The sequence below is a fragment of the Flavobacterium arabinosi genome, from assembly GCF_048158725.1.
GTDB lineage: Bacteria > Bacteroidota > Bacteroidia > Flavobacteriales > Flavobacteriaceae > Flavobacterium > Flavobacterium arabinosi.
Window position 1 is genome coordinate 86,632 of record NZ_JBLNKX010000007.1, and the last position, 23,544, is coordinate 110,175.

Consider the following 23,544-nt stretch of genomic DNA (forward strand, 5'->3'; position numbering starts at 1 on the left):
AACAAAAAAACAAAAACTTAACAAAAATGAGTACACTAAAAATTGCAATTCAAAAATCAGGACGTTTAAACGAAGACAGTATTCAAATTCTAAAAGATTGTGGAATTTCTATAAACAATGGAAATGACCAACTTAAAGCATCAGCTTCCAATTTCCCATTAGAAGTGTTGTATTTAAGAAACTCCGATATTCCTCAATATTTAATTGATGGAGTCGTGGATGCTGCGATTGTTGGCGATAATCTTTTGGTTGAAAAAGGAAAAAATATTGAAGTTGCAGAAAAATTAGGTTTTTCTAAATGCAAAGTTTCGGTAGCGGTGCCTAAAAATTTCGAATACAATTCGATAAAAGATTTGGATGGATTGCGAATTGCTACTTCATACCCAAATACTGTTTTAGACTTTTTTAATTCTAAAAATGTAACTGTTGATTTACACCAAATTTCAGGTTCGGTAGAAATTGCTCCAAATATTGGTCTTGCTGATGCTATAGTAGATATTGTTTCTAGCGGAAGTACTTTGTTTAAAAATAATTTGAAAGAAGTGGAAGTTATTTTTAAAAGTGAAGCAGTTTTGGCTGTTTCTCCAAAAATAACAACTGAAAATAAAGCTATTTTAGATAAATTACAATTCAGAATCCAATCCGTTTTAAGAGCGCGTAAATCAAAATACATTTTGATGAATGTACCAAATGATAAAATCGAGCTTATCAATCAAATTTTACCTGTATTGAAGAGTCCAACAGTAATGCCTCTGGCACAAGAAGGTTGGTCAAGTGTACACACCGTTATTGAAGAAGATCGTTTTTGGGATGTTATTGATCAATTGAAAGATGCTGGAGCCGAAGGAATTTTAGTTTGTCCAATTGAGAAAATGGTACTTTAAAAGTTTTAAATTATAACGTATTCTATTTTAAGAATTCATTGCGAACTTTGCAAAAGCCTTTGTGAAGTTTGCGGTTAAAAACAATACAATGAATAAAATATACAATCCAAAACCAGAAACTTGGTCTTCTATTTTAGAGAGACCTACTAAAACTGTTGATGATATTGAAGCAACAGTAAAAGAAATTTTCAAGGAGGTACAAAAGAAAGGTGATGTTGCTGTTGCAAAATACACTTCGCTTTTTGACGGTGCATCAATCGAAAACTTAGAGGTTTCTAAAGTTGAAATTGAGGTGGCTATTGCATCTATTTCTTCCGAATTAAAAGAGGCTATTCAACTGGCAAAGACAAATATAAAAAAATTCCATTCTGCTCAAAAAACGGAAAGAGTAGTAGTAGAAACTATTGAAGGAGTAAATTGTTGGCAGGAAAAAAGACCAATCCAAAAAATTGGTTTGTACATTCCCGGTGGAACTGCTCCATTATTTTCTACCGTATTAATGCTTGCTGTACCAGCAGAAATAGCAGGTTGTAACGAAATTGTTTTGTGTTCTCCTCCCGATAAAAACGGAAATATAAATCCAGCTATTTTATATGCTGCAAATTTATGTGGCGTAACTAAAATTTTGAAAGTAGGAGGAATTCAAGCTATTGCAGCAATGACTTTTGGAACAGAAACGATTCCTAAAGTGTATAAAATTTTTGGACCTGGAAATCAATTTGTAACTGTTGCTAAACAATTGGCAACGCAATTTGGCGTGGCAATCGATATGCCTGCCGGTCCATCCGAATTGTTGATTGTGGCTGATGATACCGCTGTTCCAGCTTTTGTAGCATCTGATTTATTATCACAAGCAGAACATGGAGCGGATAGCCAAGTTATTTTGGTTTCAACATCAAAAAAATTAATTGATGCCGTTGAAAACGAAATCCAAATTCAAATGGATTTACTTCCAAGAAAAACCATTGCTGAAAAAGCCATTGCTAATTCTAAATTGATTTTTGTAGAAAACGATACAATTGCCTTGGAATTGATCAATGAATATGGTCCGGAACACTTTATTATTTGTTCTCAGTACGATGATTTTTACAGCAATGGTGTTCACAACGCAGGTTCCGTATTTATTGGTAATTATACTCCTGAAAGTGCTGGAGACTACGCTTCAGGAACTAATCATACCCTGCCTACAAACGGTTATGCAAAAAATTATAGCGGTGTAAATCTGGATAGTTTTACTAAAGCGATGACTTTTCAAAAAATAACTAAAAAAGGAATACAAAACATCGGTAAAGCTATCGAAATTATGGCAGAAGCGGAAGGTTTGCAAGCACACAAAAATGCAGTTACATTACGATTAAAAGCAATTGAAGATGGAAAATAATTTCGATATAAATAATTTAGTTAGAGAAAACGTAAAGCAATTAAAACCCTATTCTTCGGCACGCGATGAATTTGAGGATTTTGATACCGCAGATATGATTTTTTTGGATGCCAATGAAAATCCGTTTGAAAATGGTGTAAATAGGTATCCTGATCCTCAACAAATGAGTGTAAAAGGAATTTTGGCAAAACAAAAAAATGTCAAAACGAATCAAATTTTATTGGGAAACGGAAGTGATGAAGTGTTAGATTTATTATTCAGAGCTTTTTGTGAACCAAAAACAGACAATGTAATCACTTTGCCACCAACATACGGAATGTATGGCGTATTGGCTAATATCAATGCTGTTGAAAATAAAGAAGTATTGCTTTCTTCAGATTTTCAACCGCAAATTGAGAAAATTATGGAAGCTGTTGATGAAAACACTAAAATCATCTTTTTATGTTCTCCAAATAACCCAACCGGGAATTCGTTTTCGGATGAAAGTGTAGCCTATTTATTGAAAAACTTCAATGGTTTGGTTGTGATTGATGAAGCGTATATTGACTTTTCAAAAAAAGAAAGCTGGATCAATGAATTAGACGAATATCCAAATTTGGTCATTACTCAGACACTATCAAAAGCGTATGGTTTGGCAGGAATTAGATTAGGTGTTTGTTATGCATCTGCAGTAGTAATTTCGGTTTTGAATAAAATAAAACCACCATATAATGTAAATGAATTGACTCAAAAAAGAGCTTTGGACAGATTAGATAATTCAGAAAAAATAAGATCTGAAATTGAATCTATAATAGCGCAAAGAGAAGACTTACTTAAAGTATTACTTAAAGTGAATTTTGCTAAGAAAATCTATCCAACTGAGGCCAATTTTATTTTGATAAAAGTAGATGATGCCAATAAAAGATATGACGAATTAATTGCAAAAGGAATCGTAATTAGAAACAGAACAACCCAGCCGTTATGCGACAATTGTTTGCGTTTAACCGTTGGAACCGAAATAGAGAATAAAAAATTAATAGCAGCATTACAAAGCCTAAACGCTTAGTTTAAATAATTATATAATGAAAAAAATACTTTTTATAGATCGTGATGGAACAATGGTTTTGGAACCAAATGATTACCAATTAGACAGTTTCGAAAAATTAGAATTTTACCCTAAAGCGTTTCAATATCTTGGTAAAATCGCTTTGGAACTAGATTTTGAACTCGTAATGGTTACGAATCAAGATGGTTTGGGAACTGATTCTCATCCGGAAATTAACTTTTGGCCCGTTCATAATTTAATTATGAAAGCTTTTGAAAATGAGGGAGTTGTTTTCAAAGAAGTATTAATTGACAAAACATTTCCGCACGAAAATGCACCGACACGCAAACCTGCAACAGGTTTATTGACAAGATATATTGATAATCCCGAGTATGATTTAGAAAATTCATTCGTAATAGGAGATAGAATAACTGACGTTGAATTGGCAAAAAACCTGGGCTCAAAAGCTATTTTTATCAATACAGACGAAGCTTTGGGAGGCGACGAAATTGCTTCAAAAAGAGAAGAATTGGATTCCGTTATTGCTTTACAAACTACAGATTGGAAAGTAATTTATGAGTTTTTGAAATTAGAAGAGCGTTCAGCTTCAATAGAAAGAAAAACAAATGAAACAGATATTTACATCAACTTAAACCTTGACGGAACCGGAAAAAGCAAGATCGAAACAGGAATTGCTTTTTTTGACCACATGCTGGACCAAATTGCTCGTCACGGACAAATGGACTTGGAAGTTCTTGTAAAAGGAGATTTAGAGGTGGATGAACACCATACTATCGAAGATACTGCAATTGCTTTGGGTGAAGTTTTTGCAAAAGCATTAGGAAATAAATTAGGAATAGAACGTTACGGTTTTTGTTTGCCAATGGATGATTGTCTTGCACAAGTGGCTATTGATTTTGGAGGTAGAAACTGGTTGATTTGGGAAACCGAATTCAAACGGGAGATGGTAGGAAAAATGCCTACGGAGATGTTTTATCATTTCTTCAAATCTTTCTCGGATGGTGCTAAAGCCAACATTAATATCAAAGCAGAAGGAACTAACGAACATCACAAGATAGAAGCGATTTTTAAAGCTTTTGCAAAAGCGATAAAAGTAGCTGTAAAACGTGATACCGAGAAGATGATTTTGCCAAGTACGAAGGGAATGCTTTAATATACGATTTTGAGAAGTTTGCTATATCAAGGATAAAATCCTAAATCAAACCTCCTAAATCCCAAATTTTAAAAATGAAAATAGTAATCATAAATTACGGAGCAGGAAACATTCAAAGCATTATGTTTGCCATCGAAAGATTGGGATTCAAAGCAGTTTTGAGTAATAATCCTGACGAAATTAAAGCAGCCGATAAAGTTATTTTTCCAGGTGTTGGGGAAGCTAGTTATGCAATGAAAATGCTTCAGGAAAGCGGTTTAGATACTTTGATTCCTACCTTGAAACAACCCGTTTTAGGAATTTGTCTGGGCATGCAATTGATGTGTAACAAATCGGAAGAAGGGAATACTAAAGGATTGGGAATTTTTGATGTTGATGTGATTAAATTCACACCTAAATTAAAAGTGCCACAAATGGGCTGGAACCAAATTTATAATCTAAAATCGCCTTTATTTGAAGGAATTAATGAAAACGAATACATGTATTTAGTACATAGTTTTTATGCTCCTAGCTGTCCCGAAGCTATTGCTACAACAGACTATGAAGTAGAATATGCCTCGGCTTTGCAGAAGGATAATTTCTACGGAACACAATTTCACCCTGAAAAAAGTGGCGATGTTGGAGAAAAAATTTTGGCTAATTTTTTAAAACTTTAAGTTGAGTCTTTAAGACTTTCTTTTAAACTAATTATAAATGAGAATAATACCCGCAATAGATATCATAGAAGGAAAATGTGTTCGCTTGTCAAAAGGCGATTACAATACCAAAATTATATACAATGAAAACCCACTTGAAGTGGCAAAATCATTTGAAGCACATGGAATTGAATACTTACATTTGGTTGATTTAGACGGAGCAAAGTCGAGCCAAATTGTCAATTATAAAATATTGGAACAAATAGCCTCGAAAACTAAATTAAAAATTGATTTCGGTGGTGGATTAAAATCGGATTCCGATTTAAAAATCGCTTTTGAAAGTGGAGCGAATCAAATTACCGGCGGAAGTATTGCTGTGAAAAATAGAGAACTCTTCGAAAAATGGATTGCAGAATATGGTTCTGATAAAATTATTCTGGGAGCAGATGCTAATAATGAAAAAGTAGCCGTTTCGGGTTGGTTAGAAGATTCTAATGAAGACTTGATTCCATTTATTCAAGACTACCAAAATAAAGGAATTCAGTATGTAATTTGTACGGATATCGCCAAAGACGGTATGCTTGAAGGACCATCTTTTGATTTATACGCTAAAATTTTGGCAGAAGCCAACGGTATAAAATTGATTGCTTCAGGAGGAATTTCTACTTTTGACGAATTGCCAAGACTAGCCGAGTTAGGTTGTGAAGGAACAATAATCGGAAAAGCAATTTACGAAGGACGAATTTCATTGAAACAATTGGAAAATTATATATTAGAAAAATGTTAACAAAAAGAATTATTCCCTGTCTCGATATAAAAAACGGAAGAACCGTAAAAGGCGTTAATTTTGTGGACTTGCGTGATGCAGGAGATCCTGTGGAATTAGCCAAAATATATTCGGATGAAGGTGCTGATGAATTGGTTTTTTTGGATATTTCGGCAACGGAAGAAAGAAGAAAAACCTTAGTTGATTTGGTTCGTAAAGTCGCTTCAACGATTAATATTCCGTTTACTGTTGGTGGTGGAATTTCATCCGTTGAAGATGTTGAAATTTTATTGCAAAACGGAGCAGATAAAGTTTCCATTAACTCCTCTGCAGTGAAAAACCCACAGTTGATTAATGATTTGGCACAAAAATTTGGTAGCCAATGTGTCGTTGTTGCTATTGATGCCAAACAAATTGAGGGACAATGGATTGTTCATTTAGTGGGCGGAAAAGTGCCTACAGAATTGAATTTATTTGATTGGGCCAAAGAAGTGGAGCAAAGAGGTGCAGGCGAAATCTTATTCACGTCAATGGATAATGACGGGACTAAAAACGGATTTGCCAATGAAGCTTTAGCAACACTTTCGGACTTAGTTAATATTCCTATAATAGCTTCTGGTGGAGCGGGAAATATACAGCATTTTGTAGATACTTTTCTGGAAGGAAAAGCGGATGCAGCATTAGCAGCAAGTGTATTTCATTTTAAAGAAATTGAAATCAAAACATTAAAAAAAGAACTTAAAAACAACAATATCGAAGTTAGGATATAACAATCCTAAATCGAAAATCCTAAATTACAAATGAATATAGATTTCTCAAAAAACACAGACGGATTAATTCCTGCCATAATTCAAGATAGCGAAACCAAAACGGTTTTGATGTTGGGTTTCATGAACGCCGAAGCGTATCAAAAAACGGTTGACACTAAAAAAGTAACTTTTTATAGTCGTACGAAACAAAGGCTTTGGACAAAAGGTGAGGAAAGTGGCAATTTTCTGAATCTGATTGACATCAAAAACGACTGTGATAATGATACTCTATTAATTCAGGTAAAACCAGAAGGGCCAACATGTCATAAAGGTACAGCTACGTGCTGGGCTGACGAAAACAAAGCTGATTATGGCTTTATTTCGAATTTAGAAGATACAATCCAACTTCGAAAAGAAAATGCGGATTCTGAAAAGAGCTATGTTGCTTCCTTATTTAAATTAGGGATGAACAAAATTGCCCAAAAAGTAGGTGAGGAAGCGATTGAAGTGGTTATTGAAGCCAAAGACGACAATGATGATTTGTTTTTGAGTGAAAGTGCTGATTTGCTTTTCCATTACCTTATATTATTGCAAGCCAAAGGATTTAAACTAAATGATGTTGTGGAAGTCTTAAAAAGTCGCCAAAAGTAAAATTCATCAAATAATTTTTACGAATACAAACCCAATAGGAAATTCATTTGCTATTGGGTTTTCTTTTTTCTTTTATTTCAAATTGCAATCCACTATATTTACTATTTATTTTTAAAATACAAGTAGTACAATGCAAGTGATGAATTCAAATAATACCACATTTACCCAAGAATTAAATAATCCAATACTAAATACTGGGCTACATATAATCCTTACAACTGATGAAGATGATGCGAGACCCGTATATATCTCAGGGAATTTTAATCAATGGCGTACTCAGGACAAAGAATTCATAATGGAGAAAATTGGGATTGGTTTATATCACTATAAATTTTCACATGATTTTGATTATCCTTCTGAGCTTTTGTATAAATTTACGAAAGGGGATTGGAGTGAAGTAGAAATTGACAGCCATGGAAATCGTACCGAAAACCGTTCAACACACAATCATACGGGAATTCAAAAAGAACATGTAGCGCGATGGAGAAAAAACTGGTTGCCGTTTAAGCAATCTTTTTTACCGCAAGTTCAGTTGATTTCAGATGAATTTATAATTCCACAACTCAATAAAACTAGGAAAATTTGGGCTTTATTGCCTCATGATTATGACAATTCAAGTGAAAGTTATCCGGTTATGTATTTGCAGGATGCACAAAATTTATTTAATGAAGCAGCTGAATTTGGCAATTGGGAAATTGATAAAAAACTGGCAGTTATGTCAGAATATAAAATTGGAAAAATTATAATTATTGCTATAGAACATGCCGAAGAAGATCGAATAAAGGAATACAATGTTGGCAAAACAGTATTAGGGAAAGGACAAGGCAAAAAATACATTCGATTTGTAACAGATACTTTAAAACCTTATGTGGACAGTAATTTTAGAACCAAAAAAGAACGCGAATTTACAGGAATAGGAGGAAGCTCAATGGGCGGATTAATCAGTATTTTTAGTGGACTGAGAAACCCCGAAGTTTATGGGAAATTAATGATATTCTCGCCATCGCTTTGGGTAGTTCCAGAATTAAAAATCAATGCTAAAAAAGCCAATTCAGCCGATACAAAAATCTATTTGTATGCTGGTGGAGATGAAAGTGCAACAATGATTGAGCATGTAAAAAAGTTTCAGGAAGATTTAATTTCAAGCGAATTTGTAATAGACAAATCAAAGATTAATTTAAGCATCAATAGACAAGGAAAACATAGCGAAACCTATTGGAGTGATGAATTTCCTAAAGCAATAGAATGGTTATTTTTTAATGCAAAATAAACGTAGAGACGCGATTTGTACCGTCTAAAATAAATAAAGCATAATGCATTTATATTGAATTCAATCAATAGGCGAAAAAAAATTAAAAGAACAAATGAAAACAAATACGGTAGTAAACTTAGATAATTTTTCAGGAACAATTTTAATTCCGGCTTTTGAAACATACTCAAAAAGTATTGTTCCTATTGCGTTTAATGGATTGGAAATTACTTCTAAAGTTTTTTTTGGCAAAAAAGACACCCATTATTTAGCCGAAAAGGATAACAATGCATATATTTTTATTGGTTTAGGAAAAGCGATAGACTATAAATCTTTGAAAACTATTTTTCGTCGTATTTCATCAAAACAGAAGGATAATTTCAGTTCGAACATAGCTTTAGTTATACCGGAACAAATTACTCAGGATCAGGTAGAAGCTATGGTTTCGGGTTTACTTTTAGGGACTTATAATATAGGCCATTTTAAATCAGATAAAAAGGAACATCCTTTTTTAGATCCTGAATTTACATTGAATTTGGTTTCTGAAAAAGATTATTTGGCTACAGCCAAAAAAGGAATTAAAATTGCTAAAGCACAATTAGCAACCTATAATTTGGTCGATTTGCCCCCGAATACAGTTAATCCAAAATACTTGTCGAATTGGGCTAAAGAGACTGGTGAAAAATATGGATTTGATGTAGAAGTTCTAGGTTATGAAGCTTCAAAAATTGCAGGTCTTGGCGCATTTTTGGCGGTAGGGAAAGGAAGTGAAAATGAACCTCAATTTATCATTATGAATTACACTCCTGCAGCCGAAGTGGAACACATAAAACATGTTGGATTGGTGGGAAAAGGAATAACCTTTGATACCGGCGGATTAAATATAAAAACAGCAGGAATGGTTCACATGAAATGTGATATGGCTGGCGGTGGCGCTGTACTAGGAGCGATGCAACTTATAGCCGATTTGCAATTGCCTGTGAAAGTAACTGCTATTGTTCCTTGTGCCGAAAACTCGGTTGACAGTAAGTCCTTTTTACCTAGTGATGTGATTCATAGTTATAGTGGACATTCAATAGAAATAATTGATACTGATGCTGAAGGCCGACTCGTTTTAGCCGATGGATTATCGTATTTAATTAAAAATTTCAAACCGGAATATATTGTTGATATCGCTACACTTACAGGAAGCAGCGTTGGTACTTTTGGTTATGAATGTGGTGCTTTGTTTACCAATAATGAGGAAATTGCAAAGAAATTGCAAGAAAGTGGGGATGCAATCGGAGAACGTTTGTGGCCTTTACCACTTTGGGATGTTTATAAATCAGACATTGAAAGCGATATTGCAGATGTCAAAAATTATAGTGGAAAACCAGTTGCCGGAGCAATAAGCGCAGCTAAATTTTTAGAATATTTTACCCAAGAGCACAAAGCTTGGGCACATCTTGACGTTGCAGGCGTAGCATTTGGCGATGATGAATTTGCTAAGAGTAAACATGCTACAGCATATGGAGTTCATTTATTAACTAAATTCATAGAAAATTTATAACGTATGGAAAACTCTAAAACCTTCCTTTGTATTTCAAATTATTTTAAGGGTGCTGATTTTTTAATTAATTTAAAAAAGTTAGGCAACAAAGTCTATTTAGTGACGAGTGAAAAACTGAGAGACAAGCCATGGCCACATCAATATATTGATGAGATTTTTTATATGGAAGGGCAAGATGTCGATTGGAATTTAGAGCATTTACTACTGGGCGTTGGCAATTTCATGAAGTCCACGAGAATTGATGCTATTGTAGCTTTGGATGATTATGATGTAGAAAAAGCAACTTATCTCAGGGAAAATCTTCGTATTGACGGAATGGGACAAACTACAGGTCGCTATTTTAGAGATAAACTTGCCATGCGTATGAGAGCGAAGAGTTGCGGTATTTCAATTCCTGCTTTTTGTTCCTTATTTAATGATCATGACATCAATTCTTTTGCTGATGCGATTCCAGCACCATGGGTTTTGAAACCGCGTTCTGAAGCTTCTGCGGCCGGGATTATAAAAGTATATGACAAGGAGAGTTTATGGATTCACATTAATGAAATGGGGAATAATAGATTCAAATATTTGTTGGAGCAATTCAAACCTGGCGATGTGTACCATTGTGATAGTTTAATTTCGGATAGTAAAGTTATCTTTAGTTTGACTTCAAAATATTTGGCTACACCAATGGAAATTTCACAAGGTGGTGGTGTTTTTCGTTCGGCCAATATTCACTATGATTCAGAAGATGATAAAGCCATCAAAAAAATAAATGAACAAGTATTGAAAGGCTTCGGATTGAAACATGGTGCCGCTCATACTGAATTTATAAAATGCAAGGAAGATGGGAAAATCTATTTTCTGGAAACGTCATCTCGAGTAGGAGGAGCACATCTGGCAGAAATGGTTGCCGAAGCTTCCAATATTAATTTATGGAAGGAGTGGGCAGCAATTGAAGATGCCTTGGTAAAAGAAAGTAAAAACACTTTACCAAAAGTAAAAAAGGGTTATGCCGGAATTGTTTTGACTTTATCTAAATTCCAGCATCCGGATTTATCATCGTTTTCAGATCCTGAAGTTTGCTTCAGAGTTCCGTTGGAATATCATGCGGGACTTATTGTAAAATCAGATAAACAAGAAAGGGTTTTAGAACTATTAGAAGATTATGGAAATCGTTTAGCTAATGATTTTACAGCCATAGTGGAACAAAATTCGGTTTCAAAATTGCATTAATTCATTCCTTTGTAAAAACAATTTATTTTTATTTTAAATTCATGAAAAGATATTTAAGTCTCATTTGTTTTTCATTTTTTGTTTTTAATAGTGCTCATGCACAAGGGCTTCTTGGACAGAAAGAACAAGTTTTTATCCGCCAGGATTCATTACGAGGAAGTATTACAAAAGAAAGAGCTTGGTGGGATGTAAAATATTATCACTTGGACATTAAAGTAAATCCTACTGACAGCACTATTACAGGTTCTAATACCATAAAATATTTAGTATTAAAAGAATACAATATCATGCAAATTGATTTGCAGAATCCAATGATGATATCTAAAGTCATTCAAGATGGTATTGCTTTAAAATACAAAAGAGATGGAAATGCTTTTTTCATTGAATTGATAGCTCCTCAAAAAATTGGTTCAACAAAAGAACTTACTGTGTTTTATGGAGGAAAACCTAAAGTTGCCGTAAATCCACCATGGGATGGTGGGATAACTTGGAAAAAAGACAGTAATCGAAATCCTTTTATAGCTTCTTCTTGTCAAGGCTTAGGTGCTAGCGTTTGGTGGCCGAACAAAGACCATATGTATGATGAAGTAGAAAGCATGCTAATCAGTGTAAATGTTCCAAAAGGTTTAATGGATGTTTCCAATGGTCGTTTACAAAGTGTAAAAGAAATGAATGATGGATCTAGAACATTCAATTGGGTTGTGTCAAATCCCATCAATAATTATGGCGTAAATATCAATATAGGTGATTATGTCACCTTTTCAGAAAAATACAAAGGAGAAAAAGGAGATTTAGATTGTACTTATTATGTATTGAGAGACAATCTTAACAAAGCGAAAAGGCAATTTCAAGACGTACCTCGAATGTTGAAAGCTTTCGAGCATTGGTTTGGACCTTATCCATTTTATGAAGACAGTTATAAACTAGTAGAAGCTCCCTATTTAGGAATGGAACATCAAAGTAGCGTAACGTATGGCAATGGTTTTAAAAATGGATATTTAGGAAGAGATTTGAGCGGAACGGGTTGGGGTTTAAAGTTTGATTACATCATTATTCATGAATCAGGTCATGAATGGTTTGCCAATAATATTACTTATAAAGATATTGCTGACATGTGGATACATGAAAGTTTTACGGATTATTCTGAAAGTCTTTTCCTTGAATATTATTATGGCAAGGAAGCAGGGTATACTTATGTAAGGGGGATTAGAAAAAATATTGCAAATGATAAACCAATAATTGGAAAATATGATGTCAACAATGAAGGCTCCAGTGACATGTATTATAAAGGGGCAAATATGCTACACACTTTGCGGCAAATTGTAAATGATGACTCCAAATGGAGAACTATTTTAAGAGGATTAAATAGTACTTTTTACCATCAAACGGTTACCACAAAACAAATTGAAGACTACTTAAGTCAACAAGTTGGAATAGAGTTAAATTCATTCTTCAACCAATATTTGAGAGATATCAGAATTCCAACATTAGAATATTTTTTCAAAGACAATCACCTTGGGTATCGTTGGACAAACTGTGTTCCAGATTTCAATATGCCTGTAAAAGTAATTTTGAATGGAAAAGAAGAATTGCTGAAACCAGAAACGGAATGGAAGGACATTCCAGCTAAAACTGAAAATCCAAAACTAGAAATTGACAAAAATTTCTATGTGGCAGGTTTTAATATAACGGAGTAAAATATAGAAAAGGTTGTATTTATCTTATAAAATTGAGGATACAATCTTTTTTATTTCTTCAAAATAGGTTTTAACTCATATTGTAGATCTTTACCTATTCGTAAAATAAAAAGGAAGTTTCAAATAGACCATAAACTTTTGAGCTTTATGGTCTGTCTATTTGAAACTTCCTTTTCGTTTGTAATGAAGTCCTTTTAAATATTAGTTTTAGAGTAAATTCTCCTTAACATAAGCACAACTTGCTTTTACAGATTCCATAGGATTTGGATAATAATTTGTTTCATGTTCTACAAAGAAATGTTTCATTCCTGAAAGTTTTGCTTGTGCAAAAATGGATTTAAAATCAATTGCACCTTTTCCTATTTCTGTGTTCCATTCTGGTTTTGCTTTGTCCATGTCTTTTACATGCCACATTTTAAAACGTCCTGGATTTTCTTTGAATAATTTTAATGGATCATTTCCAGAACGAACCACCCAGTATAAATCCAATTCAAAATCTACTAATTTTTTATCCGTTTCATTCAATAAAATTTCATAACCAGTTGTTGATCCAAATTTAGTAAATTCAAAATCATGATTGTGGTAGGCTAATTTTAAACCAGAAGCTTTACAAAGTTCAGCAGCTTTATTTACTTTATGTGCTAGTTTTTTATAGTCATCACCTCCATTTCCACGCAAATCTGGAGACAGCCATGGTACTACTACATATTCACTATCAAGTATATTAGCCGCTTCAATGGAAGCTTTTAAAAAATCAGTTGAATCATCTTTTATGTATTTACTGAAATCATAATGGCCACTTGGTGCTTTTAAACCGTTATCACATAAAATCTTATTAAAATCTTTTACAGATGTACCAAAATAACCTTTTTCTACTGAAAAACCAAAGGTTTCAACTTCACTAAAACCTGCTTTAGCTACTTTCTCCAAAGTACCTTTTACATCTTTAGGAAATTCTGCTCTTAAAGAGTACAGTTGTAGCCCTACATTTTTTTTCATAGTTCCAAAAGCAAATGAAGGTGCTATTGCTAATGCTCCTAATGCCAAACCACTATTTATTATAAAATCTCTTCTTTTTATCATGACTTAATTTTTTTATTAGTTAAATATCACAAATAGTGATAGCCTTTTTCAATGAACCAATCTTATCCGCATTTTTGGGTATAAATTCTTGTCCCACAAATCCTTTAAAACCAGTTTCTGCAATAGCTTTCATTATTGCAATATAATTTAGTTCTTGTGTTTCGTCAATTTCATTTCGTCCCGGAACACCGCCAGTATGAAAATGTGTAATATATTGATGGTTATCCTGTATAGTCCTAATCACGTCACCCTCATCGATTTGCATGTGATAAATATCATAAAGGAGCTTGAAATTTTCAGAATTTAAACGCTTTGCTAATTCTACTCCCCAAGATGTTTTATCGCATTGATAATCTTTATGATTAATTTTACTGTTTAAAAGCTCCATTACCAGCGTTACATTATGCTTTTCAGCCAATGGAATTAATTTTTGCAAACCAATTACGCAATTATTCCAACCTTCTTCATCTGTCTTGTCTCTTTTGTTTCCACTAAAGCAAATAAGATTTTTAAATCCTGCTTTTGCTACTAGCGGAATCATTTCGGTATAATTCTTTATTAGCGTTTCATGGAATTTAATATCGTTGAAACCATCAACTAAATTAATCTCGGCTCCGTTGCACATAGTAGAAACAAGACCATATTTCTTCAATGTTGGCCATTCTTTAGGACCAACTAAATCAATTCCTGTGATTCCGATTTTTTTTGCTTCGATGCAAAGTGTTTCTAAGTCAAAATCTTTAAAACACCATCGAGCAACAGAGTGATTTATCTTTCCTTTTAACATACTTGATTCTGTTTCGTTTTTTGGCATAGCCAAAGCAGAAAATCCAGAAGGAATACTCAACGCTGCTGTTCCAGCGAGAATTCCTTTTATAGCCGATCTTCTATTTAAATTTGTACTCATATTTTTATTTTTTATACTGCAGGAATTTCCTTTTCTGTTTTAGTTTTATCATTAAATAAAAGTGCAAAAAGTAAAAATACTGCAAGAGCAATTCCTGCTGGAATAATCCAAACCATTTTCCAATCTATAGTACCATCCAAAGTTTTGTAATTATCAGTTATCCAACCTGCAACACCAAAACCTACTAACATTCCTATACCATAAGTAGCTAATGTTATCAAGCCTTGAGCAGCACTTTTATATTTTTCACCTGCTTTTGAGTTGGTGTATATTTGACCAGATACAAAAAAGAAATCATAGCAAATACCGTGTAAAGCAATACCAATAATAAGCATAAAGCTCAATTCACTTCCATTACCATAAGCAAACAAGACATAACGAATCGCCCAAGCTAACATACCAACCAGAATAGTTTTCTTAAAACCAAAACGAGTGAAAAATACTGGAATTAATAATAAGAACAATGCTTCTGATATTTGGCCAATAGCCATTTTTCCTGTTGGATTTTCAACTCCTGCTTCTGTTAAAAAGGGGTGTGCATTTTGATAATAGAAAGCTAATGGAATACAAATAAGAATTGATGAGATAAAAAAGACAGCGAAATTTTTATCTTTCAAAAGTTTTAAAGCATCAAGACCGATAATATCACCAATTTTAATTTTTTCGGTTGCAGCAACTTTAGGCGGTGTTTTAGGTAATGAAAAACTAAATATTCCTAAAATAAAAGCAGCAATTCCTGCCAAAAGAAACGTATTTTTTAGTAATCCCTGTGTAACACCTTCTGCTGAATCCCAATGAAATAAGAAGCTTATCGATAATCCTGCTAAAATCCAACCGATAGTTCCCCAAACTCTAATATTTGCAAATTCTTTTTCGGGATCATTCATTTGATTAAAAGAAACTGAATTTACAAGTGCCAATGTTGGCATATACAAAATCATATACCCTAAAACATAAGAATAGAAAAAAGTTATATCATCTGAAACATACATTTGATACATTAAAAATGCTCCGATTAGATGAAGAATACCTAAAATTTTCTCGGCGTTGAAATAGCGGTCTGCAATCAAACCAATAATAAAAGGTGCAATGATGGCACCCCAAGATTGGGTTGAAAAAACGGCAGCTGTTTCTGAACCTGTAGCATGCAAATTGCTTGCTAGAAAAGTTCCTAATGTTACAAACCATGAGCCCCAGATAAAAAATTCTAGGAACATCATTATAGATAATTTAATTCGGATTGTGGTATTCATTGGTTTTAGGTTAGTTAATATAAATGATTTAATAGTTTTTATTTTTAATGTAATTTCCGAAATAATCTCGCCGAATTACAATTCTTTAATTACAATATTTCTGTACCAAACAGCATCACCGTGATCCTGTAAAGCTATTTTTCCTTTTTTGAATGTTCCAAAATCTTTCCAGACTTTAAATTTACTTCCTGCAACAAGTGCTTTCCAGTTTTCATCCCAAAGAGTTGTTTTTACAACAGTTATTCCGTTTAAAATAAAAGTTAATTCTCCTTTTTTACTGATTATTTCAACGGTGTTCCATTCACCTACAGCTTTTACTGGCTCAGCATCGCTTTTTATTAAATCATATAAATTTCCAGCTCGGTGTTTCGTTATTTTTCCGTCAGGATGCCCATCATTATCTAAAACCTGCATTTCCAGACCAGTTTCATACGTGTTTTTATATTTTTCAGGATTTTCATTAATGTAAAAAATGATTCCACTGTTGGATTTCGGAGCTACTTTCCAGTCCAACTTTAGATGAAAATTAGCATATTCTTTATCTGTTACAAGGTCACCGCCTTGATCTTTTTCTTTTGCAGTTGGCTCCAAATGCAATATGTTTCCATCAATTTTCCAAGCTGTACCGACAGTAGTTTTTCCATAACTATGCCAGCCTTTTGTAGTTTTTCCATCAAATAATGGTTTAAATCCAATTTGGGCATTTGTTAGTTGTACCATTGCGATCAGAATTAAAGAGGTAACAATATTTTTTAACATGATTTAGGTGTTAAGCATTAATTTTTATAAAGATAAATTTTTCCAGCCTTGGCGGTAGTCACGTTTCACAAATTGATTTACATCATCAAAATTGGTGATTTTCATATTGTCATTATCCCAAAGTAATTTTACAGATCGACCCGGATATTTAGTTTTCCCAAGTGTTTCTTTTTGAATATCATATCCTCTGATAGCCAAATTTGCCATTAACAAAGCCTCGGTCAAAGGACCTGCGATTTCAAAAGGAGAACTTAATTCTTGTTTGCCATGACCGGCAATAGCAGCTTCAACCCATTGTTTATAATGTCCATTTGCTCCGTCATGTACTCTGGCGTATTTTTGGGTAATATTTACATTTTGATTTATTGTCAAAGGAAGCAAACGAGGATTCATCCCATATGTGTCACACATCATTTTACCTTTTGTACCAACAAATAAGGTGCCATTTCCTCCGTCTCCAAAAATTTCGTTTGGTTCTAATTCTAAAGGTCTTTCAGGCTGAATTCCTCCATCCATCCAATGTAACGTTACATCGCCATTTGTTTTATTAGTCTTAGGAAAGGTTAAAGTTACGTGGCTTGAAGGGGGACAACTTTGTGGGAAATAACCTCTTTTAAATTCATCAACATATACGGATCCAACGCTACATTGCACATCTTTAGCATATTTTAAATTTAACACACTAAAAGGAGCTTCAATAAGATGACAACCCATATCTCCCAAAGCACCTGTACCATAATCCCACCATCCACGCCAGTTGAAAGGAACTAATTTATCTACATAATCTTTTTGAGGAGCCGTTCCTAACCATAAATCCCAATCTAATTCTTTTGGAATTTCTGCTTTTGTAGTAGGCCAGGGGATACCCTGTGGCCAAACTGGGCGATCAGTCCAAGCATAAACAGTATGAACATCTCCAATTAAATCCGCTTCATACCATTCTTTCATTATTCTGGTTCCATCGTTAGAAGCACCTTGATTCCCCATTTGGGTTACTACTTTATATTTTTTAGCAGCTTGAGTTAATATACGAGCTTCATAAATATCATGCGTTAATGGTTTTTGAACATAAACATGCTTTCCTAATTGCATAGCAGCCAGAGTTTGTATCGCATGATTATGGTCTGGTGTTGCTATTGAAACAGCATCAAAATTTTTGTGTTCTTTGTCAAACATTTCACGCCAATCTTTGTAATATTTGGCTTTAGGAAATGCATTTACACTTTTAGAGGCTCTCCGGTCATCAACATCACAAAGAAAAGCAATATTCGCTTTTCCACTTTTATCAAACATAGCAATATCAGATTGTCCTTTACCACCCACACCAATACTGGCAATTAATAAACGATCACTTGGAGCAACAAAACCTCTTCCCAAAACATGTCGTGGAACAATCATAAAGGCAGCAGCAGCCAAAGCACTTGTTTTTATAAAATCACGACGATTCGTTATGATTTTATTTTCTTTATCGTCTTCTTTTTTTATACTCATTATAAGATCTTTATTGTTTATTATGAAATATAGAAATTTGTTGTTGGTGCTTTAGATTTTACTACTGTCTAATTTGAGTTAAGCTTTGATTTTTTTATAATCCCAAATTTTTCATATTAAATGCTTTGTTCGTCTCTATTGCTGCAAAATCATCAAAGGCTTTATCCGTTACTTTTATAATATGCTTTTTTATAAATTCAGCACCTTCCCGAGCACCATCTTCTTGATTTTTAATACAACATTCCCATTCCATAACGGCCCAACCTTTATAATCGTATTGCGCTAATTTGCTAAAAATAGTTTTAAAATCAATTTGTCCATCTCCAGGGGAACGATAACGTCCTGCACGATTAGCCCAACTTTGGTAACCTCCAAAAGTACCTTGTTTTCCTGTTGGGTTAAATTCAGCATCCTTAACATGAAATGCTTTTATTCGTTCGTGATAAAAATCGATATATTGAATATAATCTAATTGTTGTAAAACAAAATGGGAGGGATCATATAAAATACATGCTCTGGAGTGATTATTTACAGCTTTTAAGAACATTTCATAGGTTTCACCATCAAATAAATCTTCTCCGGGATGAATCTCATAACAAAGGTCAACACCGTTTTGATCAAATTCATTTAGGATAGGCAACCAGCGTTTGGCCAGCTCTGCAAATCCATCTTCAACTAGACCAGGTGGTCGCTGAGGCCATGGATGAAAATACTGCCAAAGTAAAGAACCACTGAAAGTGGCATGCGCATTTAAACCTAAATTATTAGATGCTTTTGCAGCATATTTTAACTGCTGAACAGCCCATTCTTGTCTTGCTTTTGAATTTCCGTGAACATTTTTTGGTGCGAAAGCGTCAAAAAAATCATCGTAAGCAGGATGAACTGCGACTAATTGACCTTGTAAATGGGTTGATAATTCAGTGATTTCTAATCCGTATGATGCAATGGTGCCTTTTAATTCATCCGCATAGGTTTTACTTTCAGCTGCCTTTTGTAAATCAATGAATCTAGTATCTAATGTTGGCATTTGAATACCTTTAAAACCCAAATTAGCTGCCCATTTACAAATTCCATCTAAGGAATTAAAAGGAGCTTCATCACCAATAAACTGAGCTAAAAATACTGCAGGACCTTGTATTGTTGTCATTTATTTATTTTAATTTTTTTATGAATACCCTTTTACTACAAAACGTAAGGAGTCCATTTTTGATCTGAATGTGCTGAAACTACTACGTTATCAATAAATGCCATACCTCTTAATCCATCTTCAACAGAAGGGAAATCTAACATTTCTGGAGTAGGTTCTTTACCATCTAATTTGCAACCAAGTGTTAATGCAAAATTACGGTAGATATTGGCAAATGCTTCTAAATAGCCTTCCGGATGTCCTCCGGGTGTACGGCAATTATGTGTAGCGAATGAGGATAGATGTGCATAATTACTGCCTGCTCTTAAAATTTGTGCAGGCTCATCTAACCATCTTACAATTAAAGTATTGGGGTCGTGTTGCAACCATTCGATTCCACCTTTTTCACCATAAACTCTAATTCTTAAAGCATTTTCTTCTCCTGCAGCAACTTGAGACGCCATTAAAACTCCTTTGGAACCATTATCAAATTTTAACATTACGGCTCCATCATCATCCATTACACGTCCTTCAACTAGTGTATTTAATTCTGCACATACATCTGTAATCTTAGATCCTGTAATATATTCTGCTAAATGAGCTGCATGAGTTCCAATATCGCCCATTACAGAGCTTTTCCCTGCCTTTGTTGGATCAGTTCTCCAAGCAGCTTGTGCATTTCCTTCTCTTTCGGATAATTTACTCAACCATCCTTGAGGGTATTCTACCCAAACTTTTCTAATCTTTCCTAGTTTGCCTTCTCTTACCATTGCCTTTGCCTGTTTTACCATTGGGTAACCAGAATAAGTATGTGTCAAACAAAGGATTAATCCTGTTTCTTTTATTTTTTGTTCTAAAAGTTTGGCTTCTTCTAATGAAAAAGTGATTGGTTTTTCGATTACGACATTAAAACCATAATCTAAAGCCATCATAGCAGGTGCAAAATGCGCAAAATTGGGAGTAACGATAGTCACAAAATCCATTCGCTCATTAGCTGGCAATGCTGCTTCAGCTTTAAACATTTCTTCATAAGTCAGGTATATTCTTGATTCAGGGAGAAACAAGGCTTTTCCTGATGCAATTGCAGTTTCTGGTTTTATACTTAATGCACCACAACTTAATTCTATAAGTCCATCCATATTGGCGGCTAAGCGGTGAATGGCACCTATAAAAGCATCTTGGCCACCACCGACCATACCCATTTTTAATTTTCTATTCATCTTTTGTATACTAAATATTCCCTTTTTTTAATTCTTTTACTGCATAATCACAAGCTCTAGCCGTTAATGCCATAAAGGTCAATGATGGATTTTGGCAAGCAATTGATGGCATACAAGAACCATCTGTTACAAATACATTATTTACTTCATGCATTTGATTCCATTTGTTTAAAACAGAAGTTTTAGGATCGTTACCCATTCTGGCAGTTCCCATTTCGTGGATGGCCATTCCGGGATAACATTCATTATCATACGTCTCTACATTCTTAATTCCTGATGCTTCAAGCATTTCCGCAGCATCATTCATCATGTCAATACGCATTTTTTTCTCATTTTCTTTGTATTCGCAATCAATGGCTAATACCGGTTGACCCCATTTGTCTTTTTTATCATGGTTGATATAAACCTTATTTTCATAATAAGGTAACATTTCACCAAAACCACCTAATCCCATATTCCATGTATCAGCCGGTAGACTCATTTTATCTTTAAAATCACCACCAAAAGCTAATTCGGCAACTTCTTCATGCCAAGGATTTCTACTGGCACCACCTTGATAACCAAAGCCTCTTAAATAATCTCTTTTATCATTGCCTATGTTTTGATATCTTGGAACATAAATACCATTTGCTCTTCGGCCATAAGTATATTTATCTTCAAAACCTTCTGCTTTTCCTGAAGCGCCACAACGGAAATGATGATCCATTAAATTATGTCCTAATTGACCACTGGCATTACCTAATCCTTCCGGATGTGCTTCTGAAGTTGAATTTAATAAAATAAATGTTGAACCTAAAGTTGAACCATTTACAAAAACAATTTTAGCATAAAACTCCATAGTTTCATTTGTTTCTGCATCAATCACCATAACCCCTTTTGCTTTCTTAGTATCTTTATCATAAATGATATGATTTACGATAGAGTAGGGTCTTACAGTTAATCGTTTAGTTGCCATAGCAGCAGGAAGAGTAGCTGATTGTGTACTGAAATAAGCCCCAAACGGACAACCGCGACTGCATAAATTTCTATATTGACAATTCCCGCGACCATTATGAGGAACAGTCAAATTTGCTGTACGTCCAATGGTAAGAATACGGGTTCCTTTATAATGCTTTTCCATTCTTTCCTTAACAGATTTCTCCACACAGTTCAAATCCATTGGAGGTAAAAATATTCCATCAGGTAAAAGAGGCCAATTTTCTGCTTGACCACTGATTCCTGCAAATTTTTCTGCATAATCATACCAAGGAGAAATATCTTTATAACGAATAGGCCAGTCATTACCATGCCCATCTTTAGCATTATCTTCAAAGTTGTGATCACTTAAACGGTAACTTTGACGTCCCCACATTAAGGATTTTCCACCTACATGAAAACCTCTGTACCAGTCAAAACGTTTATCTTCGGTATAAGGGCATTCTAAATCATTTACCCACCATTTTTCATTTGCCTCACTATATGGATAATCTCTTGTTTGAACAGGATGCGTTCTTTTTTGCTCTTCGGTCATTTTTCCGGCATGCTTAAATTCCCATGGATTTTTCATGGCAGAATCGTAATCTTTTATATGTTCGATGTTCATTCCACGTTCCAACATCAAAACTCTTAATCCTTTTTCAGTTAGTTCTTTTGCAGCCCAACCACCACTTATTCCTGAACCTACAACAATCGCGTCATAAGTATTTTCTTCTTTTAAATTTGAATTTATATTCATTCTAGGGAGTTCTATTTGGTTAATTTGAAGATAATATTTCGAAAAAATTAAATTGCTAAAATCCTAAATAATTTATTAAAAAGGATTTCTATAGTCAATTAATTTCTAAGTAGCCCAAGCTTTTTGTCCAGGCTTGTAATCCGCATTTCCGTCATATCGACCAGGAACGGCTAAATATTCACGAGCTTGCGTACAACCAATTTCTGATGAAAAGTATCCTAGAATTGTTAAGTCTCTAGCTAGAATAAAAAAGGAAGGTTTTTTAATATCAACAAGCGATTCAGTTCTTAAATGTTCCATTATTTTAACACGTTCTTCAGGGGACAATGCAATGAAATTTTTATTATATTCCTTTTGACATTTTTCTTCCATCTCTTTCATTCCGGTTGCGAATGTTTGTTGTAAATCTGCAGGGTAACACTCTTTAATCATCATAGGAATAAAAGGTCCTAAACCAGCAGCTTTAGCTCCAGGTGCAGCTTTTGTAGTTGGAATAATAATATCAGCAAATTCGGCTAAAAGTTCTTCGTCTGTAGCAGAAAACGATACATTACTATTTTCGTTGTCAGGAATTACAATATCTTTAATTAAAATTCCAACTGTTGTGGCTGAGATTACACCTCCCAGCACCAACGCCAAGTTTTTGATTGCTCTACGTCTATCCATTTACTAAATTATTAAAAGTATTAATGATTATTGAATATTATGCATTTATTATAACAATACAATAATAAATAAAAATAAGATAGATTCATTTTTTTAATGTTAAATTATTGACAGAATTCAATAATTTGTAAATTATTAAGTAAATCACTTTGAAAAATTCATTAAAGTGTAAGACTAATCAATTAAAACAAGAAAAAAATTAGATTTTAAAAATACCTGATACAGTTAAAATTATCTCAGGAGGCATTTATTAGTATATTTAACATTCTTTATCTTACAAAATAAAATTTTATTTTCAATAAAACTAATGTCAATGCGTTAAAATGACATTTACTTCAAAAAACTTAA

The 23,544-nt window shown here is 33.8% G+C and carries 21 protein-coding genes; 12 read left to right on the top strand and 9 right to left on the bottom strand.

Features of this window, described 5'->3' with window-relative positions; translation table 11 throughout:
* The first annotated feature begins 26 nt into the window (after positions 1-26).
* The 12 genes from hisG to ACM55K_RS14425 all read left to right on the top strand — a co-directional run bounded on the left by hisG (position 27) and on the right by ACM55K_RS14425 (position 12,977).
* On the top strand, positions 27-884 hold the full coding sequence (hisG, locus tag ACM55K_RS14370; RefSeq protein ID WP_416850960.1) for an ATP phosphoribosyltransferase: 858 nt from the start codon (positions 27-29) through the stop codon (positions 882-884).
* Positions 885-972: 88 nt separating this feature from the next.
* Positions 973-2,265 (top strand): histidinol dehydrogenase, encoded by a 1,293-nt coding sequence (gene hisD / locus ACM55K_RS14375; protein WP_416850961.1) that lies wholly within the window; start codon positions 973-975, stop codon positions 2,263-2,265.
* Entirely contained in the window at positions 2,255-3,310 is a 1,056-nt protein-coding gene (gene hisC / locus ACM55K_RS14380) for a histidinol-phosphate transaminase (RefSeq protein ID WP_416850962.1), read from the top strand. Before hisD ends, hisC begins: the two co-directional genes overlap by 11 nt.
* 16 nt (positions 3,311-3,326) lie before the next feature.
* On the top strand, positions 3,327-4,463 hold the full coding sequence (gene hisB, locus ACM55K_RS14385) for a bifunctional histidinol-phosphatase/imidazoleglycerol-phosphate dehydratase HisB (RefSeq protein ID WP_416850963.1): 1,137 nt from the start codon (positions 3,327-3,329) through the stop codon (positions 4,461-4,463).
* A gap of 74 nt (positions 4,464-4,537) precedes the next feature.
* Positions 4,538-5,119, top strand: coding sequence for an imidazole glycerol phosphate synthase subunit HisH (gene hisH, locus ACM55K_RS14390; protein WP_416850964.1), 582 nt, complete (start codon positions 4,538-4,540; stop codon positions 5,117-5,119).
* A gap of 37 nt (positions 5,120-5,156) precedes the next feature.
* Entirely contained in the window at positions 5,157-5,885 is a 729-nt protein-coding gene (gene hisA / locus ACM55K_RS14395; protein ID WP_416850965.1) for a 1-(5-phosphoribosyl)-5-[(5-phosphoribosylamino)methylideneamino]imidazole-4-carboxamide isomerase, read from the top strand.
* Positions 5,879-6,634, top strand: a complete 756-nt coding sequence (gene hisF / locus ACM55K_RS14400) for an imidazole glycerol phosphate synthase subunit HisF (protein WP_416850966.1) — start codon at positions 5,879-5,881, stop codon at positions 6,632-6,634. Before hisA ends, hisF begins: the two co-directional genes overlap by 7 nt.
* A 30-nt stretch (positions 6,635-6,664) precedes the next feature.
* Positions 6,665-7,264 carry a bifunctional phosphoribosyl-AMP cyclohydrolase/phosphoribosyl-ATP diphosphatase HisIE gene (gene hisIE / locus ACM55K_RS14405; protein WP_416850967.1) on the top strand — a complete coding sequence of 200 codons (600 nt, stop codon included), beginning with the start codon at positions 6,665-6,667 and terminating at the stop codon, positions 7,262-7,264.
* A gap of 139 nt (positions 7,265-7,403) precedes the next feature.
* On the top strand, positions 7,404-8,534 hold the full coding sequence (locus tag ACM55K_RS14410) for an alpha/beta hydrolase (protein ID WP_416850968.1): 1,131 nt from the start codon (positions 7,404-7,406) through the stop codon (positions 8,532-8,534).
* A gap of 94 nt (positions 8,535-8,628) precedes the next feature.
* Complete coding sequence (locus tag ACM55K_RS14415; RefSeq protein WP_416850969.1) at positions 8,629-10,062, top strand: leucyl aminopeptidase family protein; 1,434 nt, start codon at positions 8,629-8,631, stop codon at positions 10,060-10,062.
* 3 nt (positions 10,063-10,065) lie between these two features.
* Positions 10,066-11,280 (top strand): ATP-grasp domain-containing protein, encoded by a 1,215-nt coding sequence (locus ACM55K_RS14420; protein WP_416850970.1) that lies wholly within the window; start codon positions 10,066-10,068, stop codon positions 11,278-11,280.
* 41 nt (positions 11,281-11,321) lie between these two features.
* Positions 11,322-12,977, top strand: a complete 1,656-nt coding sequence (locus tag ACM55K_RS14425) for a M1 family metallopeptidase (RefSeq protein ID WP_416850971.1) — start codon at positions 11,322-11,324, stop codon at positions 12,975-12,977.
* A gap of 207 nt (positions 12,978-13,184) precedes the next feature.
* Here the strand turns inward: ACM55K_RS14425 and ACM55K_RS14430 are convergent, their stop codons facing one another.
* The 9 genes from ACM55K_RS14430 to ACM55K_RS14470 form a co-directional block, all read right to left on the bottom strand.
* Positions 13,185-14,060: a sugar phosphate isomerase/epimerase family protein gene (locus ACM55K_RS14430; protein WP_416850972.1), complete on the bottom strand. Its 876-nt coding sequence runs from the start codon at positions 14,058-14,060 to the stop codon at positions 13,185-13,187.
* Positions 14,061-14,079: 19 nt separating this feature from the next.
* Positions 14,080-14,967 carry a hydroxypyruvate isomerase family protein gene (locus ACM55K_RS14435; protein WP_416850973.1) on the bottom strand — a complete coding sequence of 296 codons (888 nt, stop codon included), beginning with the start codon at positions 14,965-14,967 and terminating at the stop codon, positions 14,080-14,082.
* Between the two features lie 11 nt (positions 14,968-14,978).
* Positions 14,979-16,220, bottom strand: coding sequence for a nucleoside permease (locus ACM55K_RS14440; protein WP_416850974.1), 1,242 nt, complete (start codon positions 16,218-16,220; stop codon positions 14,979-14,981).
* A 75-nt stretch (positions 16,221-16,295) separates the two neighbouring features.
* Positions 16,296-16,979: a 3-keto-disaccharide hydrolase gene (locus ACM55K_RS14445; RefSeq protein ID WP_416850975.1), complete on the bottom strand. Its 684-nt coding sequence runs from the start codon at positions 16,977-16,979 to the stop codon at positions 16,296-16,298.
* Between the two features lie 24 nt (positions 16,980-17,003).
* Positions 17,004-18,470 carry a Gfo/Idh/MocA family protein gene (locus tag ACM55K_RS14450; RefSeq protein ID WP_416850976.1) on the bottom strand — a complete coding sequence of 489 codons (1,467 nt, stop codon included), beginning with the start codon at positions 18,468-18,470 and terminating at the stop codon, positions 17,004-17,006.
* 94 nt (positions 18,471-18,564) lie between these two features.
* Positions 18,565-19,617, bottom strand: coding sequence for a sugar phosphate isomerase/epimerase family protein (locus ACM55K_RS14455; RefSeq protein ID WP_416850977.1), 1,053 nt, complete (start codon positions 19,615-19,617; stop codon positions 18,565-18,567).
* Positions 19,618-19,652: 35 nt separating this feature from the next.
* Positions 19,653-20,816: a Gfo/Idh/MocA family protein gene (locus ACM55K_RS14460; protein ID WP_416850978.1), complete on the bottom strand. Its 1,164-nt coding sequence runs from the start codon at positions 20,814-20,816 to the stop codon at positions 19,653-19,655.
* A 10-nt stretch (positions 20,817-20,826) separates the two neighbouring features.
* Positions 20,827-22,530 carry a GMC oxidoreductase gene (locus ACM55K_RS14465; protein WP_035672590.1) on the bottom strand — a complete coding sequence of 568 codons (1,704 nt, stop codon included), beginning with the start codon at positions 22,528-22,530 and terminating at the stop codon, positions 20,827-20,829.
* A gap of 105 nt (positions 22,531-22,635) precedes the next feature.
* Positions 22,636-23,196 carry a gluconate 2-dehydrogenase subunit 3 family protein gene (locus ACM55K_RS14470; protein ID WP_416850979.1) on the bottom strand — a complete coding sequence of 187 codons (561 nt, stop codon included), beginning with the start codon at positions 23,194-23,196 and terminating at the stop codon, positions 22,636-22,638.
* Positions 23,197-23,544 lie beyond the last annotated feature (348 nt).